Below are 20,437 nucleotides of genomic sequence, written 5' to 3'. Positions count from 1 at the left end.
AACTACCCAAGAATCGTTTCGATTGCCGTTTGGCGGCCAGCGGGGTCATCGCAGAAATATTCTTCGATCAACGGCTTGATCTCAAAGGCCAGCACGCGTTTCATCCATTGCTCGTCAGCCATCTGGCCATTTGACGGAACGAAGAAGCTGTGCCCGATCTGGTAGCCCCTCCCAAGGTTCGATTCATCACTCTTGATCGCATGATTGAGCGTTTTCATCCGGTGACGAATTTCGGCAACCAACTCTTCCGATGCTCCCGCATCTATCAGGTGCTGGGCGAATACTGGCGATTGGAACCCCGGCTCAAGATCAACGAAGGAGAATCGCCGGCGTAGAGCGTAGTCGACCATCGACAGCGACCTATCCGCAGTATTCATGGTCCCAATCAGATGCACGTTCGGTGGCACATAGAATGTCGCCTCTGGATCCGATGAATAGCTCAGTGGGATTGCAAAATCCGAGGTTCGCTTATCAGGCTCGATTAACATCATCAGCTCGCCAAAAACCTTCGATAAGTTTCCGCGATTGATTTCGTCGATGATAAATACGAACGGCACATCGGGCTTCGCCATCGCCGCCGAGACGAATTTATGGAACATCCCGTCTGCCAGCTTAAATCCACCATCGACCGAAGGTTTGTAGCCTTGCACGAAGTCCTCGTACGTCATCGACTGGTGAAACTGGACCATCTGAACGCGTGAATTGTCTTTGCGTTGCATCAACAGGTACGCAAGCCGCTTGGCGACGAATGTCTTGCCAGTCCCCGGAGCGCCTTGGAGGACCAGGTTCTTCTTGTGCCGAAGAAGCTCTACACACTGCTGGACTTCTTCGACCGGCATGAATAGATCTTCCATCGCGTCGGATAGCCTGTACTCCGTGCCGGCGATGCGGCCTCCGCTAGAGCCATCGCCAGTTCCGCCACCTCGCTCTAATCCCGGCACACCATCGTAGGCATCCGCCATCGGATCCAAGAATTTGCGTTTGCCAGTCATGCGAGTTAGCGTCTTCAACGGCAACTGATTACCAGTTGGCATGCTGATCTCGGTGGCATCTTGCCAGTCGATCTTGCGAAGGTTGTGAAACGGTTCTTCGTTTTCATCGTAGGTGTAGTCGCCGTCAACGATGCCCCAACCGCATATCTTGTGCAGTCCGAGTTTGGCGAAAACAATGTCGCCGGGTTTCATTACGTGAGCAAAATCCCAAAGCATTTGAGCGACATGGGCAGGCCCCGAATCAGGACACAGTTCCGGCATGTATTCCGCGATGGCCTGTTTCGAGTCATATTCGGCCAAGTCACCCATGTCGTTCCAGCCGAGCCCACCAATCCCTCGCTCGTACCAGACATCCCACAGCGTCGCGCCCTGGCCGGGCGCGAGAAGCCAATATTCTCGGTCCGAACTTAAGTCCTCGCCATCTTCCTCTTCGTCGTCAGGATCAACGGCAACGAAATCCAAGTGAGCCTGATGCGAGAACTCAACCGTTGGGATAGGAAACGCCTCTTTCACGAGGCGGAGCCATCGAATGTAGTCTTCGCCGGTTTTGATTTTGAAATCGATCTCCTTCGTTGCCGCAATCGCCCGATTCTTTTTGTCCACGGAAATCCAGACGTCGGGTCTACACCAGAACATTCCCATCGTGAGCGAAGCGGAACCGACACGATTTAGTGCCTTACATTGGTCGAAGAGATCTGTGTCGAGTTCGTCGGGGCCATCGATCGCGATGATGTGACCAAAAAACCTCCAAAGTGTAGGAACATGTTCTGCCGTGCGTTTGTACTTGTACGGCATGAACCAGCTGTTTTGCGAATTAACGAGTGGTATCCCGTCAAAATCGCTTGGGAGTTCTGAAGTGAGCTCCCACTCTTCTTTGATTGCTTTGAGAATCGCTATTCGATTCTCGTCTGTTACTCCGCGGTTGAAAATCGCCATGAATGAGAACGGATCCGTCTCGTCAAGCGGGACCTTGGTGCCCTCCGGATACTCGTCGGAGACGGAAGAAACCTTCAGACCAGCATCGTGCAACCGAACCATCAGCTCGACCAACTTGCGGTTGTCATCCTTGAATTCGGGAAGCTTGTCTGCAATCTCACGATAAATGGGTTTCCAGGAGAACACTTTAGATAGCCCCATTGCGTAGTAGCGACGACCTGCCCACGATTCGGCGAACGTCCGACTCGGTAAACTTCAGTTCCAACATCAGCAACATCATTAGCAATGCCCGCAATCGCTGCATCGCTTGGAACAGTTCTTCTTCGGTGAATGGATTGCCACGGGAGGCATCATCTAAATGCACCAAGTAGTTCCGTGTATCTACTACTCTAGCAACAAAGTCCTTTGGGCTGGTTGTCAGCAAACGCGTTGTTTCTTCATCAAGTCCTCGAAGCAACTCGGCAATTCGCTTTCGTAGCGAGAATTCATTTCCAAATCGAATCCTTGATTTCAAGCTTTGTCGCAACGAACTTTCCGTATTTTCTGGGATAGCATCGACCAGCTGATCTGCAACCTGTTGGTATTCATCTTCCGGAAGATATTTCCCTCCTCTCGCAACCCGGCTAAACACCTCAATCGCCTGAGCAAGCTGAAGAAAGTCTTGATCGAGATAGATTGTCTCTCGTTGAGTCGCTGCAAAAAACAGGTCGTAAACGTGTCTCAGACGTTCACCATTCCTGAACCAGATGTCGAGCACTTCGCTGAAACGCGAGGCGATGTCGGGGTAACTGATTAGCATTCCCCTGCGAAGTCGATCGGAGTTGTTTTTTCCCTGAATCGCGGACCACAACACACATCCGTTCGGTCGGTCAAATTCTGTTTCACCTTGCTGAAACAATCGTACTGAAAGAGTCTGTACGCTCGAATCCGCAAAGAAGCAGAGCATTCGTTGGAACTGATGCTGTACTCCGATGAACCAGTCGAGACTTTTCGGGTCCGCTGGAGTGATGCGAACGTAGGAGCGATGCTCAAGGTCTATCTCGTATCCGGATCCATGCTGAGTGCAATTTGCTGTCAATCCAATTTGCGCGTCAAGTGATTGCACGTCGAAATCACGGGGTTCAGCATGGCGATGTTCTACCTTGAAAGTCACGAGTGGATCGCTGTGTTCATGTCGAGTTGAATCAGTGAATGGGCGATCGCCGATCCAGTCCTCTAAGCCAGTAAAACGCACTTGTGCTTCGTCAAACAGCGCCCCACCACCCGATGTAACGTGAAGCCCTATAATGGCAAACCTTGGTCGCCATTCAGTGGTTATGGATGCGCTCTGAATGTTCTGACGCGACCCTAGATGGCAATTGAGTAGAGTCACATCTTCGTTGCCACACCGTCCCAGAATCCTTGGCAATTCCCTGTTGATGTGAATTGAATCCGTGCCGGCGAAAGCGCCATAAAGCTTCAGCCGGAGTCGGTCCCCGTCGTATTTGATGTCGCCTCGTATGCACTCATCTGGTGATTCGGGGTTCCACCAGATTCCGTGCTTAGAGATGCGGTCGTATAGCGAGTAGTCGCCTTGCATTCTTGAGTTCTTCCTAGCTTGCTTCAATCCATCAAACACTTGAAGAACGCATCTTGTGCATCCTTGTAAAACTCGATGCTGATCTTCGTCCAAAGCTCGTCGGGCAAATCGTTAAGCAGTCTGCGGGCTGAGACGGGCATTAGAAGCGTGGTGGCTTGCTTTTCGATTGCAACTTCGGCGATCGCGACTGGGTTGGGGATCATTTCGATGCTGCCGCCAAGGTTGAGTGAGCCGACAATGATCATGCCGCCTTTGGTGCTTCGTTCGAGTAACGAACTGGCCAATGCGATCAAAGTAGGCAAGCCGATACCGACACCGCTGTGGTCGTTGTCCATTGCACGCATTTGAATTGAGAATTCATGCGCTCGCGGATCGCGGTCACCGACCAGTTGCTTGCTCTGGGTGTAGAGGTTTTGCTCGCCGATCTTGACACTCTCCCGAAACGCCGGCGGCGTGGGGGTGTTCAATATGCGAACGCCGCTTCCTGGTCCCGACGTGACCTCAAGTCGATACAGTCCTGGGCCGGCATCCTGAGATCCAGGGCTGATTGCCCAGACTTGGCCCGGTGGTAGCGGGTCGCCGTCGATCGCGGCGTCACTGTGTAGCTCCGGTGTTGCGACAAATTGCTCGACACCGTCAACGCCCAACGTGAAGCTGAAGTGCGTGTTGCGAAACTCGCTCTTCAGACACTTCTTCTGTTGCTCCTTCACGCGGCGGCGTGATTCCAAAGCCAACCGGACCATCAGTTCAAGGTCTTCATCGGAGACCTCCATCTGCGGATCGGGGAATACTAGCTTCAACAAACCGCTGATCGTTTTGTTGACTGCCTCGATGTCCCGGCCGCTCAAAGCGCCACCAAAGAACACTCGATTCTGCAATGTGGAGACGCGGCTGAGCATCCGCAGGTTGGTCCAGCATTCGCTTAGGAAATCGCTCACCAAGCCGAAATGATTCGTTAGGTGTTGGTTCGGGTTTAGCTTTGGGAAATCCCAACCCGGTGCGAATGCATGAATGCGGTCGTGGAATGCAGTATCGTCTCGCATCTCTGGCGGCAGCGGGCTGAGCAGGTGCCCAATGCGTTGTTGCTGTTCGACATCGACATCGAAGTTGCCGACCATCACGATTCCGCCTTCGGCCCGGATGCTTTCCTTGCCGCGGCTGAATTCGCCCGATGCCATGTAGCCCTTCATGATGTTGACGCCGTCTTTCTGGTCGAAAGAAACGCCAGAGACTTCGTCAAAGCAGACTACGTCGTACTGACAAACCAAACCGCGTTGTCCGCTTGCATTGTTGACAAACATCTTCGCAACGGTGGCTTTGCCGCCCGAGATCAAATGCGAGTACGGCGAAATCTGCTGGAACAAGTGACTCTTTCCCGTGCCACGTGGTCCTAGTTCAACCAAGTTGTAGTTTCGCTCGACAAACGGAACCATCCGCAAAAGAACGACATACTTCGCTCGATCCGATAACTCGGTTGGCTCTAGCCCAATCGACCGGACTAGAAAGTCGATCCACTGCACCGTCGAGTACTCAGCTCGGCCGCGCTTAAGCACATCCAAAATGTCCGACTTGGACATCTGAATGGGACGCAGCGAAGCGATGCGGAACGGCCGGCCATTTTTTTCCTGGGCTACCACCGCGTCGTATTCGAGTGTGAGCTCGGCATAAAAACCGTCAGTCAACATTCGCTCGTGTTCGTCGACAAGCTTGTCCTCAATCAAAGCATCCTTGATTGCCAGACTGGGGATCTCGGCATAGTAACAATCGGCGCGCGTATCCAGCTTCGCTTTCACAACGTCGATCAGCTTTACCGATCCTTTGTCGCGAGCCTGCTTGATGAAGACCTCTTCCTGCCCGGTCTTCACCGTGCGGTTCTGCAATTGCTTTTCGACAATCTGCAGCCCCTCAGCGATTTCCTCTTCGTCGACCGTCGCGCAGTAACGTCCCAGCAGGAATTCGACCACGTAGGTCGGAACTGGGTACTGGCGAGCATACTTGCGAACGAGGTCTTTTCGGACCAAATATCCGTCGAAGACGGAGGCCGACATTCGGTCCAGGTCGTCCATTTCTAAAGTCGTTGCAGTCATATTGATACCTTATTGCCGGCGGGAGAAACCGCTGGTTTAGTTGTCTCCACCGATGGTGGTATTTTGTTTCGCAATCAGTTGGCCGTTCTCGTCGCATACCACGATGGCGACAACGGTCCCTTCCAAGTCTTCGTTCTCCACAAACAGCGTGACAGTTGGGCTGCCGTCAAGCGGTTTGCCCCCATCAGTGATGGAAGAACCCGAATCATTTGGCTTACTTCGCAGATCGACGCGCAAACCTGACGAAACAGGCTCGACCGTGATGCGACACTTCAGCCCTTTCCAATCCACCTTCGTGATCGACGCTTCCAGTCTGGATGGCAACGAGTCTGGCCCTACCGTCAAGTCTGCAATCAAGCACTCCTGAAGACTGATACCGCCATGTTGGTAAAAGTGACCGGCAGAAAAGCAGCGAATTCCAGGTGCACTGGCAAACTCCGCTTGCGGATTCCAGTACCACGGCACCTTGGGAACATTCGGGTTGGACTCACCCTTAATCGTCGCGCACCGAGACCACTTCGCTTCCGTTAAGTATCGCGGCAAATCCTCTTTCGGCAGCCCGCCCGGCATCAATAACCAACCGTGGTCGGTCACCACCCGTACCTGGCGCCACCCCGCACTCAATAGTTCGTCGATCCGATCAGCGAGTAGTTCCACTTGTTGCTCAATGATCGAAGCCAACTTGACCTGTAGGCTGTGACCTCGTTTGTCGATGTCGCCGAATTCGCACCAGCCTCTCGCCTTCTTCGCCGTCGGTTCTCCGACTTCGCCTGTCGGAATGATCTGATAACCTTCCGTCTTCAAAAGCGACTGAAGGCGTGCAAACGTCAGCGATTTACCTGGATCATCCGCAAGTTCTGGCATGAAGCTATCTGGGATTCCAACGCCGGTGATCTTCTTCACGATCGGCGTCACCGCCGGCTTGGCGGTTGCAGTTACTGAAGGCAGCGCAGCCCATCGACGACTCTCTTCGACACGCAAGCCACGTTCCGCCAGCACCACCGACAAGCGTTGCGCCAAGTCGTAACGCAGACCGTCCGCAAACAAAATGCATGAACCAACCTCTGCCGAAACCACCTCAGGTCGATCACTTGAGAGCGAAGTCGGCAATGGATTATCTTGCACCAGTTCTTGCAACCGCTCAGCAGCCTGTTCGAGCCACGGCAAATACATCGCACGCACCGCCAGTTCGACCGCCGACGAGTCCGTGGCAGTTTTCACCGATGCCAATGCACGAAGCGCCGCATCGTCAACTAAGTAGCCGCTCTCGACGTATTGTTTTTCCAAATCATCGCGAGAATCGCCGCCCAAGTGTGATGCAGTGCGATGGGCTAAGTCGTTCAAATGCGCGAGGGCGTGCGCGAGCGGAGCTTTGCCAAGGGTGGCCCACACCCACGCTCGGCGGACACCATGGTGCTTTTCCAGCTTTGAGATTTCCACTCGCGCACTTCGGGCGTCCACGCCATCGAGTCCAGCTAGCGACTTTCGCAGAGCAGCCTCGTCTTGATCGTTTTCATCGGGCCACGCCTCGCGATCAAACCCAACGTCAACCCGGCCGGAGGGCTTGGCACGCCCAAGCAATCCTTCCAACGTTTGATAACTCGAGGGTGACTCGCGAAACCGACTCCACAAACCTTCCCATTGGCTCGTTTCTTGCAGGCCAAACTTTTCGCCGGCAACAAGCTCCCCGTCGGAATCGGGATCGAACCCATATTCGTCACGGCAGCGGTTACAAAACGCGTGCCATTGACCGGCATCCATTTCTTTGCGAATGCCTTCCGGATCGCTCATCCAACGCAACAAGTCACGGGGATGGTCCCCAATCATCAACTTATCAAAATCTTCGGATTCCAGCCGCCGACCTTGCATCCTGGCAACAGGAGTCACCGCGAGAACAGACAGAGAAGCCAACATCGAACGCTTAGTATTCGTGTCCCCAGCAACATCCAATCCCAAACCAGGTCGTTCTTTGGCGACCAGCATGGCTTCGACTGTCCAATCCTTGCCATTCTTCTGGGTCCATACGCTGCCGCGATACAGCAATTCCACCAGGGGCTGCAACAGCGGCGGGCATTGAGTTCCCGCACGTAGCTCCTGCCGGCTGACACCTGGCAAGTAGATGATGGGTATTTTGTCGGCCGGCAAATTGACCTCTGGCAAAGTCCGTTCTATCACGCACTTCAACCAAACCGCCGGCCCGGTAAGATTTTCGGGATCGTACTCCTTGCCGAATTGAACCAGTTGCGGCAACCGGCCGCGAAGGTGGTCGATCAGCGGCCTCCATTCTTCCTTGGTATCGGTCCACATCACTGCCACCGGCGGCACCTCTGTGCTCGCACATCGTGTCGCTGTGTCCAGTCCTTCAATGATTGATTCGATCAGCGTCATGCCGAGGCTCCTTTCATCGAAGACAAGACATGCCCTTTGAACTTGGGCATTCGGAACAGCTTCGATAGTTCCGAGCCGCTGTAGAGTGTTCCTGAATTAGGAAATGATTTCACGCTGTTCTCCAGGATTGCGACGGCGCGATCGAATAGCTTCGTATCGTTCATTTCAAAAAAGGAGTCCAACCCATCGAATTGCTCACGTTGAATTTGGTCAAAGGCAACACCCGTATCCGACAGCAGCAGGCCGCCAACAATCATCGCGATCAGGTGCGAACCATGTTTGCAAACCTCGACACTAGACTCCTTCGCCGAGCACTGGCTTGTGCAGAGCCGCAGAATCTTGGTTGCCAAGATCAATTGACCTGCAGTCAAATCGGATTTGAAAATGCGTTGATAGTACTTGTCGCTGAAATGGTCTTTCTTGTGTGACTTCGCTTCAAACGGCAACTTCCGCCACACAGCCAAAATGGCCTCTGCCGCCAAAGGAGCAGGTATCTTCTTCGCACCGCGTACGATCTTGTCGGCTCGGAACCGGTGATACGAGTAACTGTAGCTCTGTACCGCAAGCTCCATCGCACGCTGGATCGAATCGCCGCTGCGCAAGTCGCGTAGATCAACGGGGTTTTGGTTATTCGTTGACAACGCGATCTGAGACGCAAGCTCCGGCTTATCCTTGGGCACTTCGTACAATCGCACCAACACGCTCGCGTCTTCCAGCTCATTGCCGGAGATTGCCGCCTCTGCATGAGTTTGCTGAATGATGCGGCATGTTTGGCCTCCATTGACGACGTTCGGTCCTGTGACTTGAATCATCAGGTCCGACTTTCGTTGGTCGTTGAAATCAAACTTGTGGCACACAATCGTCAGACCGTTGTTGTAGAGATAGAAATTCTTCCGGTCCGATTCATCCATCAGCGTTGCCTTGACTTCTGGATTGACGCGGCTTCCGGATTTCGAGAAGCCGAGAAAACGACGAACGTTTTGGTCAAACAACGCCGTTTCATGACGATTGACCAGCGAAGCTAACTCCGACACCTTCATTCGTCCAACCAAAGCACGGATGTCCCCGAACTTTTCGTACAGATACGCTCCAGTCCACTGCAACCGCTCCTCGATCGCCTCGGTGGAAGTCAAGCAGCCGGCAATGTGATCGGGGTTAACGTGAAGCCACTCCACGTGGTCACCAAAGTTCTCCATATCAATTCGTCGCTGGGCATCCTCGGTCCAGCACAAGCCGTTGTTACAAATCAAGACTCTGATCCGCGGAATCAACCCGTCTGCCTCCAGCGATCGAATTCGTTCGATCTTGGTTGCGAGTCGAGGGTTGGCTGGAATTTCTGCGTCCGGATTTGCGATGAAACGGACGCTAGGGATCACTACATTGATTCCATCATTCTCGGGGAAGATGCTTCCGACAGCGCTCGCCGGATCAAAAACGTATTTGCCCTGAGCAATCGTGATCTCGAAATGGGAATCGGTGACGTTGCCGATGTGGACGGCGTCGATTCCAAAATCTCGATAACCGTCTGTCAAACATGCGATCGCCTCTTCGTCAGAGATTCCCAAGGCGACCTTGAGAGAAAAGTGAACGAAAGCAAGCGCAAGCCGACGCTGAACCATGTCCGCCTCCGACTTGCGGGACTCAGGATCAAGTAGCTTGTCGAGTTCCTCTTTCCATTCCTCGGCGATCTCCATCACCAGTTTGTGAACCAGTTCCACCTGAATTGCCGGCAACCTCGTTGGCTTTGCATTCTGTTCAGCGGGTTTTGCATCACTCATTCCGACGTCTCCTTCGCTGAATCACGGGCGGCTTGTTTGAACTGATTGGTGTAGTGGCAATCATTCCATCGCAGTCCGTCAAACTTGTCGCCCCCGGCGAAGTCTTCCGTCGTTTGATCCCAGCTCCAAAACCATGGGTACTCGTCGATTGGGCGTTTCGGTTCCTTGCCACGATCCTTGCCCCATTTCATACGTTTGGGTGCAACACGCAGGATGCCGGCGCCCTTTTGGCCACCGGGGATGTCCACTGCCATAAAGGGACGGATGTTGATGCGCACGCCGTCGTTGATGTCTGGGTTCCAGCCGATCGGTTGCTCGTGAATCGGCTTCCAGCGGACAAAGATGTCGTAGGGTGGTTGGCCCGTCAGAATTGCTTCAAGCCGCTCGCGAAGTTCACGTGCGGCCAGCAAACGAGCCTCGGCACCGGCTACATCGCGGCGCACTTCGTCCTCGCGTCTTTCGATCCAGTCGCCTAAATAGCTGTAAGTCAAACGCTCGAGCAACTTATGTCCGCGCGGGCCGGCCAGTTGGTGGTAGTTCACCAGTGCGTGGAAACCATCCTGCTTGCGGCCATCCCAGATGTGCCAGACGAACGGCCGATGATCGAACAGTTCGCAGTGCTCTTTGAAGAAGCGATTGCGAAGCCAATCTTCCAGGTTTTCGTCCGTCTTCACGCCCGCCGCGTTTAGTAGAGAAGCGAGCCGATCGGCCGCAATGTCCTCACCGCGTACAGGCGGGATGCAGACGATGCCGTCATCATCGGTGTGAGAGCCCAAGTGGCTGCAGCGACCGACCAGCTCGCGTGCCTGATCGCTCAATCGCATTTCCGAATCGAGTTCCGCCGGCCAGCGATACCCGAGCAAGCGTGCGACGGCGACATGAAGCGGTGAAGTGGACTCAGAAGGCCAGCCATGAAAGAGCCACTGAGTTGGATCGTCGCTTTCTGGTTCGGGAAGGCCGTCTGGATACTTGTTCCTTCCAACAAGATCCCAGTGGTCAAACTCAAACGGAACAGAAATCAAATGACTCGGATCGACGCTTAACTTTTGGTTTACTTTGCGAACTAGTTCGGCATACGCATCCGACGAACAAAACGCCCAAATCGCAAGCAGCTTTGATTCGTCCTCAGGAACAATGGCAAACAGGGAATTGTCATACAGATCGCCACTATAAAGCGACGATGGAAGATCTCCGATCTGACTAACCGCCACGCCCTGACGTCCGTACGAGGTGTTTGCTAAGCCCGGTCGTAGCATGCCATCACCTTCTGTGCTCCAGTCAATAACAGACTCGCGACCTCCGAAGTGTGTAGTCTTGTTAACCGGACCTTGAAGAAAACGCCAACGTTCACCGCACGTCTGCATCTCCCAGAACTGCCTTACCCAGAAGTCTTTGTCACCTGCCACTATTCCTCGGGGCGCTGATGCAAAAACTCGTAGCGGTTTGCCGAAATGGAGGCTCTCGAGACTTATAGTGTGATTTTCATTCGCGGCGCTATTCGACTGTGGCGTAACAAGCAGCTCGTTAGTCAACAAACAATTGCGTTTTGCTTCAGCGTTACGTCCGTCCGACGCATCTGTACCGTACAGCAGAAAATCGTTGTCTGGGATACTATTGGTCAAACACACAAGCCCAACATTTACAACTTCACCAGAAATCGTATCGAACGCCCGTGGGCCGAGTCGCGCAACGATCCGCCATTCTCGCGACTCAAGCAACTGCGCACGCATCAACGAATAAGTGCCAAGAAACATCCAGTTCTGTGGGGCCACAAAAGCCGTAGTGCTGCGTTCCTCGCAGAACTCGAGGCATCGCAGAACAAACGCCGTTGCAAGATCTCCTTTACCCAGAACGTAAAAGGTTTCAATGTGCTTTCTTAATATCTTAGATTGCTTTTTTTGCCCTAAATACGGCACATTCGTCAGCACCAAGTGGTACTGATCTCCCAGCAACTTCGTCGCAGTTGCCAACCCCTTCGCCGCAAGCTGCAGCTCGTGGGACTCTGCTTCGGTGTTCGGATCGGCGGCGACCGCGGTTTCGAGCAGGTTGAATAGCTCTTGCATCTGCGAATCGTTTAACTGATGACTACCGAGGAAACGTCGAGGGTTAATCAAGCTGCCGAGCGTTGAGGCCTGGCTGTACATGTCGTAAAGCTGACCCCAGTAGAAACCGAGACTGTCGTTGTTCTCGTCCTCGCCGCGTGCTTCCTTCAGCAACTCCATCCACTGCGGCTTGGTCGCGCTGATCGACTGGCCCACATGCGCGATCGTCATCGAAGGCAACTTGCGATAGGTCTTGCCGTCCAACTTCCAAGCCGCCAACGCCAAATTGAAAACGGCGATCTGCGTGCAGCGTTTATCCAACTCCAGTCCGAACAGATTGTCTTCGAGTACCACGTCGATAGCGGCCTGAAGGTCGAGTCCCTCTTCATGCATGCGAAGTCGAACCAACAATTCCATCGCCGCGACCAAAAAATGTCCGCTGCCACAGCATGGGTCAATGACTTTCAGCTTGGCCGCCGATGCAGGCCACCCGTCGAACGTCCCACCCATCGGCCGCCACGGGCCGGTGTTCTCTGCAGCGACTTCGTCGTCGGAACCCGTGGCTAGAGCCGCCGGCTCACGAACAAACCGTAGGTATTCAAACTCATAGCCACCGCCTTCGCTGAGTGAAACGGCGCGGCGCAGTTCGTCTTCATCTTCCGCCGACTCGGCAAGCGACGGGTTTGCAGCCAACACCTTGCCAGCATGCCACGCTCCCATTGTGTTGTGCAGCAGGAACATGACCATGTAGTCCTCGGTAAAGAACTGGGTCACCGCGGGCAGCGTTGAGCTGTCGATTTTGTCTTCGGATTTATTGGCTCGTTCGTTCTCTTCGTTCTGCCAAAACTGATACACCCACCCCAAAGAGTCGCTGGCCTCAAACACCTCGGCAGGCAACCCGAGCTTTGAATTCGCGTTTGACGGCTCTTGGACGAATTCGCGGAGTTGCTTCTTGCAATCTGGCGATAGCTCCACGTCCAGCACAGGATTGTCGTCGCGAAAGATGGCTGGCAGTTGAGTCTGTGCGTACTGACCCGCCAAATCCCAAACATTCTCCTCCAGGTCTCGAGCTAGATCGTCAACTCCTTGCATAGCGAGAGACATCCCCGACTCAGGATCAATTAAAAGCTCATTTTCGGCGAGGAAGCGTGCGAACAACATGCGATGCCAATGTTGGTACGCGCATTCCTCGACCAACCGGTCGATGGTCTGTTGGCCCGATTGCGAATTCTGACGATCGCCCAGAAAACGACCATGCGCCCGCAACCGATTGCGCAAGCTGATTTGTGGTTCGCTAGTAACGTGAGCACCACGTTTACCCTGGTCCACCGTCAGCGCTTCAATCGCCTCGCGCGCCCCAGCGATCGCAACTCGCCGAGCCTGAACGACCATCCGTTCCAGTTGCTTGCGAAGCCCACTGTCGAGCGGCCCATCAGCCAGCTGCTTGTTCTTGTTCGTCGAAGCCATCAAACCACCTCCTCGGTTGGCGTGTGATTCGCCGCATTCAGCGCCGCCGAATCACGTGCCGTTTGCTTAAACGCATTGGTGTAGTGGCAATCGTTCCAACGGTTCTTATCAAAGTCATCACCGCCGGCGAAGTCCACGGTTTCCTCATCCCAACTCCAGAGCCATGGAAAATCTACTTTGGGCTTATCCACCTCTTTGCCTCGGTCCTTCGTCCATTTGATGTTGGGCTTGCCACGCAGAATGCCGGCTCCCTTTTTGCCGCCGGGAATATCACGGCACATGAAGGGACGGATGTTCAAACGAACGCCATCGTTCAGGTCGGGCTGCCAGCCGATCGGTTGCTCGTGCAGCGGTTTCCAGCGGACGAAGATGTCGTAGGGTGGCTCACCCTTCAAAATGGCTTCCAGCCGTGTTTTCAGTTCCTTGGCCGCAATCAACCGCGCGTCGGCACCTTCGGCCTCGCGGTTGACTTCATCCTGTTGCCGAGTGATCCAGGCACCGAGATAGCTATGCGTCAGCTTCTCAAGAACGCGACGCCCGTTGGGGCCAGCGAGCTCGTGATAGTTCACTAACGCCGAGAACCCGTCTTTGCATCCATCCCAAACGTGCCAGATGAAAGGACGGTTGTTAAAGCGTTTGCAGTGCTGGTCGAAGAACTTGTCGCGGAGCCAGGTTTCGAGCGACTTGCCGGCATGACTGGCCTGTTTCAACACATCGCTGAGCCACTGGTTGAAATCTTTAGGCAGCAATGGTTTCCAATGGCGCTGCAGCAACGCTCGCGTCAGCCGTTCATCGCTATCACCCGCATCGAGATGCTGTTGCAACTTTGCCTCCATTCTCTTGCCGTCGTCAAACGCACGACGCAGTACCTCGAACAGACGATCTGCTGCCGGTCCTTCGGTTCCTACGGCAGGTATGCAAACGATGCCATCGTTGTCGGCCAAGTCTGTCAGCTCACGACTACACTCCGTCCATGCTCGTGCATCCGCCGCCAATTCCATCGACTCATCCAATTCCGCCGGCCACCGATATCCCAACAACCGAGCAACCGCGACTTGGAGAGCATCCGAGCAATCCGCCGGATGCCCATGGAAAATCCATTGTGTAGGGTCGTCCACATAAGGCTCCGGAAGGTCATAGGGAAACTTTTCGGTTGCGACCTGCTCCCAGTGAGGGAGGTCGAAAACAACACTGGTCATAGCCGAAGTAGAAGCAGCGACTTTCTGGTCGATTTGCCGTACAGCACTTTCATATTCGGATGAAGAGAGAAACGAATACAGAGGCGCTAGCCATTCGCTTTGTCGTGGACAAACCGCGACGCAGGCCTTGTCAAAACTTCCGCCAGAGAAACGCGTGCACGTAATCCCTCGAATTCGGCCAATTAGAACGCCCGTCCCATTCCAAAGGTGCGTGTTTTGAATTCGAGCGCCTTCACTTCGCGACAGTTCGCCTTCTCCGTCTTCCCACTGAATCCAAAGGTCACGACCATGCCATGATCGCGAGGCACCGTCCCCACCCGCATAGTTAATCCAGTCTCTTGTCCGATGGCTGAGCTCCCAAAACTGTCGGACGTATCTTCCGTTGTCACCAGTGGAACTTCCTTCTCCACAGGTAACATATTCGGACAGATAACTTCCACGAGCTGTTACGCTTAGGACTATTCTCGAAGCTGGGTTGTCTAACTGTTCGCACTGCTGTAGCGAACTAAGGTCGAACCGTACTTCGTGGTCGCGATCCGATGCCGTGCCCTGGAGCAAGCAAAGTTTCTGATCGAACGTCACAACATCATCGCCATACTCTGAAGACACATCCAAGGCAGCAAACTGGTCGGTTCCGGAAGGCATGCACTTTGAGAATGAAACCAATGTTGTGCGGGGGCCTCTGTTACCAAATATTTGCCACGCCTCTTCACCAAGCGCGATGGCATAGTGCCATTTGGTTGACTTTAGAACCGCTCTACGAAAAGACTCGTAGCTGGCAAGGAACCACCAATTTTGTGGCGACACGAATGTCACAGTGCCGTTTTCATCAGAAAGATCGAGACAGCGAAGTACGAAGGCGGTCGCCAAGTCCGCCTTGCCATTTGTCAGGTGCTGTTCAATATATGCACGCAGAATGCCATGCTGCTTGCCATTACCAAGGTACGGTACGTTCGTAATAACGTGCGTGTAGGTTCGAGAGAGGATGCGCGCCGCTCGCAGGAGCCCCTGCGCAACGACGACGGCTTCCGAAGATTCGTCCGTGACTTCTTTAGCAAGCGCCAATTCGATCAACGGCTCTAGGTTTTCCCATTCTACGACCTTTGCCCCCATGCTCTTCGCAGGATTCAAAAGACTTCCCAAGACCGGTGCATTTCTAAGTTCGTCGTACATCCAGTCGAGTGCGATTCTAAGCTGGTCGTTATCACCAGCGAGCTTTTTCCATTCCTCTCTAGGGATGCTGACACTTAGGCCACAGCACGCCAAGTTCAACTCGGGCAGTGGACGGTATCCACCACTTGCAGGAAACTGCCAAGCCGCCAAAGCCAACGCAAACGCTGCCAGTTCGACGCAACGCTGGTCGATCTCCAGCCCGTAAAGGTTTTCGCTCAGCACCCGATCTACTGCTTCGTGAGACGACAATCGGTCTAACTCCATCCGCATCGGAGTCAGCATCAAAAGCGCACCGACCAAGAAGTGACCGCTGCCACAACACGGATCAAGCGTCTTCAGCTCAGCCAGCGAGTCCGGCCATGAACTGAAAGTTCCAGCTGCAATTCGCCAGGGATTATCTTTCGAGCTGGCAGCGTCGTCGCTGGAGCTTGCGTTTTCTGGACCTCCAGCATCGCACTGCGGATCGGCTTGCGAAGCGCGCACAAACCGCAGATATGACAACGGCACTCCAGGCAATGCCGCTTTGTCACGTAATTCTTGCTCGCTTTCTGCCGTGCGGAGGTCTTCCTCAGTCAGACGTTTGCCGGCCCACCAAGCTCCGAGCGAATTGTCCAGCAGAAAGCTGACCATGTAGGGCTCGGTAAACAACTGCGTTACCGCCGGCAACTCGCGAGCACCAATCTTCACTTCCGAGTCATTGATGCGGTCCTTTTCATTGGATTGCCAGAATTGATACACCCAACCAAGTGAATCGGACGCAGTGAATACATCGACGGGTAAAGACTCGAGTACTTCCTCTAACTTGAGTCGCGTTTCGCTCGGCAATGCGACGGCCAATACCGGGTTATCAACCCGGAATATCTGCGGCAGCATCCTAGTGGCAAAGGAGGCGGCGAGTTCCCACAAATTGCATCCTTCCTCGGTTGCTAATTCCTCGACATCTGCCAGCGAAACGGCGACACCCGAGTGAGGCTCAATCAGCAAGTCGTTCTCCGCGAGAAACCTCGCAAACAGCATGCGGTGCCAATGCTCATACGCACATTCGGCGACTAGGCGATCAATCTGCTGACTTCCATTGGCAGCACGAGCATCACCCAGTTGACGGGCGTGTGCGCGTAAACGATTTCTTAACTCGGCAGATTCCCCCGACACATGATCGCCACGTTTCGCTTCGTGAACTGTCAATGCTTGCAGTGCATCACGAGCGCCCGCCTCAGCGACGTCGCGCGCTTCGACGACCGCTTTTTCAAGTTTCCTGCGTAGATCGCTGGGTAGTGATGCCATTATGTCTTGCTGCGAAATAAGTTAAGCCGCCAGTAAAAAGTTTTCGGCGAACGGGACTGGCTTACGAAATGACGACTGGGCCGGCCTTCAGTTTTTCGACAAGCACAGTTTCTTGCTCGGCGAGCCAGGCCTTGATATCGTCGGCTGTTTTCAGGGTGCCACTGGATAGGTGGACTCGCTGTAGCTTGGGTTCAATCAGCTTGGCAGCTTCGGCCGCTGCGCTGGCAAAACGACTCGCGAGCGCATCGGTCTTGTCACTCCACGAAGACAGTGGGGTGGAATCAAGTGTTCGCAGTAAATCGTCGTCGCTGCCGACATTGATCTTGGGAACGCTTGCGATGCCATGGCCCTGAAGGATCGATTGCTGCTTTGCATCGTCGATCTTGCCCCAAACCTCATTTTCATTCAGCGTTTCCATCTCGCTAGCGTGCGTGGATTGAAACTTCGAGTGCGCATCGGTTACCGCAGTGCGCAACACGCCAGCAGCTTGCTTGACAAGACCACCGACATGGTCAGTGGCATCGAGCAACAATCGGTCATTGCGGATACCGTCAGCAGCCGAAACGATTTCATTTGTTTCCGCAAGTGAGTTTCCATGCTGGATGAATTGACCGAGCTTCCTCCACAGCGGCTCCCGCTTGTCGGCCAGCTCGCCCATTGCCAACCACTGCTCGGCCGACTTTTTCAGTGCAGCGGCCTGTTCAAGAATCTTCGCAAGACGCTCATTGCCAGCGTGGTTTCTCAGTTCCAGCAAATTCTGAGTGTCGGGCGCAGGCGGAAATGGTGCCTCTCCGCCCGCCTTGCTGGCGAGCGTCAACATTTGATTAATGAACTCGCTGGACTTTGCTTCCAGGTCATCACTAGGGCGTGCGGAAATTCCAGCAGCTTGAAACAAGCCTCGAAGCGCAAGCTTCTCCCGTCCGGAGATGACTCGAGACTCTTGTCGGAACTCGGCCTTTTTGATTTTGGTCTGATCGAGCTTGCCCGGCGAAACACTCTCTCCACCGGAGCGAACCGTCACGTCTCCTGCGTTGTGGAGAGCCATCAGCGCTGCATCGACGGCATCTTGCGGCCATCCATACGGGGTCTCACCAAACTTTTTGTGAAGTTGACGCCCTTCCGAGCCCGCCCCAATCTCACGCAAAATCGCTTTGCAGACCGGATGCAGCTTGGCTTCTTCATTCCATTTGATGGCTTGCATCGGTGTTTCATCGCCGGCCTTGGCACGACTCATGACAACGGACCAGTTCTTGTAGTCGGCGTCCTTGAACTCGGGGAACATTCGCACCAATGCCGCTTTGCCTGCCTCGGCAATCTTCTGATCCAGCGTGATCGGATTGACCTCCGCGCCGCCACCTTTGAAGACCTTGGCACCATCAATGATCTCATCGATGAACTCATTCCGCTGCGCTACCGCATCTTTTTCGCGGGTCTCCATCGCACTCTTGGCTTCCTCACCCTCGGGAGTGCTGGGGACTCCTTTGAACTGGATCGTGCCCGTCGCTGCCTCGTATCGAATGATCTGGTTTTTCAGTCCATCGGCGTTTCCGCGCGGCAGATAGACGAACACGATTGGGCTGTCGGTACCGGCGGCACGCGCCGCATCCACTACGCTCTTTTCGCTGGTGCTGTATCCATCGCGAATCCAGACCGGAACGGACGCGCCGTCTACTTCGGGTGGTTCGTCGCCGAAATGAATCGATAGGTTTCGTTTTTCTCTGCGTTCGCCTTCGTGAGCAAGTTGGACTCCCTTGACCGCGCTGTTGGCGGCGGCGCGAATGAGCGCGTCACGTTTGTTGTGAATTTCGGCGTCTTTTTCTCGCAAACGGGATTCCCGGTTTCGGAATTCACGATCCCAGTCCGAGTACTCTTTCGTTTGCAGGTTGTATTCGGATTCATCTTTCAGCAAGACTCCATCTTCCACGAGTTGCTCAAGCAAGGCGGGGATTCGTTTACGAAGATCAGAGCCATCGTCCCGCAGGTCGCTGACCATCAGATCGGCGAGCATTTCTGGGGTGGCGCGAACACCAATGTCGAAGCCGGCATCACGCGTCAATTTGCGGACAAGAAAGATCAGTCCGCATAGCCGACGCTTCAGCCGGCCATCGTCTGTATTGTCATCCAGGGAGCGAATGGTTTCGTCCAGCTCTCGCAGCAACACGCCTTGCTGGACCAAGTTGGGTTGCAGTTGGTCGAACATGAAGTCCGCCGGGACAACGGTCCCCATGGGTTGGTCGGATAGCTCATGCAGCGCATCGTGAATGATTCGCAATTGGGAGCGAAGCATCCCACTGGTGCCAGTCGGATCAACGGCGCGAAAGACATGCTCCCAGAAACGCCGTCGAGTAGGTAGCAACGGATAATCATCAACGATGATACTTCGGTCACTGTTATTGCTGGCGATTCGAGTTCCCGAAAGTTGCCGCTCCACTTCACCAGCGTGCAGGTCCAGGCACTTGCGAATCTCCGCAACGTGCTCCGGTTTCTTTTGCAGCAAAACTCGGCGTGTTACTGTTTCAACGTCCGCGTCGGACAATTCGACAGGGATCGTAAAGCGGTCTTGCAGCCACCGGAAATGTGGAGCCTGTGAACTCAAAGCGTTTTGGCCAGCGCCGATCACGATGACCCGAGAATCAAGCTGCTTGCTTAGCGATTCGGCAACTTCGACCACGTCCCTTGCCCGATCCTGCTCGTCGCCGATGTAAACCTGAACTTCGTCCAAGACAATGATCGTGCAGGGCAGTTGGCCGTCTTCGGTCAGCACCTCTCGGATCGTTTGGATGAAGTCGGAAGTGGAGACATCGTCCGGCTGAACAAACTCCGCCTTGATCGTTTGTCTCGTTGTCCGGCGATCGCCATATCCGTCGTCAACTCCGATCAATGCATCGTGTAAAACGGGACTGACATAGAGGTCATTTAATTCACGAAAGAAATCTTTGCCCTTGGCTTCGACGGCGGCTTTTACTTGGTCATAGAAACCGTTGTTTCTCAGATAAAGGCAGAACGAGGCTTGCGCAAATTTCTCGGGTAACCCCTTGGAACGAAAGATCATTCCAAGCACAGTCAAGCGAACGCTCTCGTTGTCGCCCGAGGGAAGTGTCCCCGAAATCGCATGCAGTCCTCCGTGGCGCCTGCCCAAAGTGTCCAGTTCTTTGAATGCCGCTTCTAATTCGTCGGGCATATCTTTAACGAGCGACCGGGCTCGCGCACCATCGACGAACTCAGTATCAACCCACAGGTGGCACAGCATCTTCAACAGGTGAGATTTACCACTGCCAAAGAAACCGCTGACCCAAGACGCGGGCTGGCTTGTACCGTCGAAGTGCCGTAGGTAGGACTCGAGAATCCGAACCGCCCCATCTTCGTATTGCCCTTCGCACACAAAGTTGGATAGCTCTTCACGGAGCGTCGCGCGTTCTTGCTCAGTCAATCCATCGTTAATCCGAGCCTGCCCGTTGTTCATCAACGCCGCAGACGACGGATCACGCACAAAAAGTTCACGATTCTTCATT

General features: G+C 54.2%; 8 protein-coding genes. All 8 read right to left on the bottom strand.

The features are described 5' to 3' along the window. Positions 1-2: 2 nt before the first annotated feature. Positions 3-2,114, bottom strand: a complete 2,112-nt coding sequence (locus tag SH139x_RS09600; protein ID WP_488355046.1) for an AAA family ATPase — start codon at positions 2,112-2,114, stop codon at positions 3-5. Position 2,115: 1 nt separating this feature from the next. Further along, the gene (locus tag SH139x_RS09595; RefSeq protein ID WP_488355045.1) at positions 2,116-3,546 is read right to left on the bottom strand and encodes an ApeA N-terminal domain 1-containing protein; all 1,431 of its coding nucleotides are present in this window, start codon (positions 3,544-3,546) and stop codon (positions 2,116-2,118) included. Continuing rightward, positions 3,531-5,594 (bottom strand): BREX system Lon protease-like protein BrxL, encoded by a 2,064-nt coding sequence (gene brxL / locus SH139x_RS09590; RefSeq protein WP_488355044.1) that lies wholly within the window; start codon positions 5,592-5,594, stop codon positions 3,531-3,533. The genes SH139x_RS09595 and brxL overlap by 16 nt, the downstream gene beginning before the upstream one ends. Before the next feature lie 36 nt (positions 5,595-5,630). Then, positions 5,631-7,982, bottom strand: coding sequence for a BREX-1 system phosphatase PglZ type B (pglZ, locus tag SH139x_RS09585; RefSeq protein WP_488355043.1), 2,352 nt, complete (start codon positions 7,980-7,982; stop codon positions 5,631-5,633). Further along, positions 7,979-9,760, bottom strand: a complete 1,782-nt coding sequence (locus SH139x_RS09580; protein ID WP_488355042.1) for an AIPR family protein — start codon at positions 9,758-9,760, stop codon at positions 7,979-7,981. The genes pglZ and SH139x_RS09580 overlap by 4 nt, the downstream gene beginning before the upstream one ends. Continuing rightward, positions 9,757-13,269 carry a DNA methyltransferase gene (locus SH139x_RS09575; RefSeq protein ID WP_488355041.1) on the bottom strand — a complete coding sequence of 1,171 codons (3,513 nt, stop codon included), beginning with the start codon at positions 13,267-13,269 and terminating at the stop codon, positions 9,757-9,759. Before SH139x_RS09575 ends, SH139x_RS09580 begins: the two co-directional genes overlap by 4 nt. Continuing rightward, positions 13,269-16,925, bottom strand: coding sequence for an Eco57I restriction-modification methylase domain-containing protein (locus SH139x_RS09570; protein ID WP_488355040.1), 3,657 nt, complete (start codon positions 16,923-16,925; stop codon positions 13,269-13,271). Before SH139x_RS09570 ends, SH139x_RS09575 begins: the two co-directional genes overlap by 1 nt. A gap of 61 nt (positions 16,926-16,986) precedes the next feature. Next, a complete protein-coding gene (gene brxC / locus SH139x_RS09565; protein ID WP_488355039.1) occupies positions 16,987-20,436 on the bottom strand; it encodes a BREX system P-loop protein BrxC in 3,450 nt (1,149 codons plus the stop codon). Position 20,437: the final 1 nt, after the last annotated feature.

Source organism: Kothea flammea (genome assembly GCF_052161645.1).
Lineage (GTDB): Bacteria > Planctomycetota > Planctomycetia > Pirellulales > Pirellulaceae > Laterigemmans.
This window is presented reverse-complemented; position numbering and strand designations above follow the sequence as displayed.

Bases quoted from the DNA above. Each gene is read 5' to 3' on its own strand.
- brxL (WP_488355044.1), bottom strand. From the start codon at position 5,594: ATGACTGCAACGACTTTAGAAATGGACGACCTGGACCGAATGTCGGCC.
- pglZ (WP_488355043.1), bottom strand. From the start codon at position 7,982: ATGACGCTGATCGAATCAATCATTGAAGGACTGGACACAGCGACACGA.
- SH139x_RS09580 (WP_488355042.1), bottom strand. From the start codon at position 9,760: ATGAGTGATGCAAAACCCGCTGAACAGAATGCAAAGCCAACGAGGTTG.
- SH139x_RS09575 (WP_488355041.1), bottom strand. From the start codon at position 13,269: ATGGCTTCGACGAACAAGAACAAGCAGCTGGCTGATGGGCCGCTCGAC.
- SH139x_RS09570 (WP_488355040.1), bottom strand. From the start codon at position 16,925: ATGGCATCACTACCCAGCGATCTACGCAGGAAACTTGAAAAAGCGGTC.
- brxC (WP_488355039.1), bottom strand. From the start codon at position 20,436: ATGAAGAATCGTGAACTTTTTGTGCGTGATCCGTCGTCTGCGGCGTTG.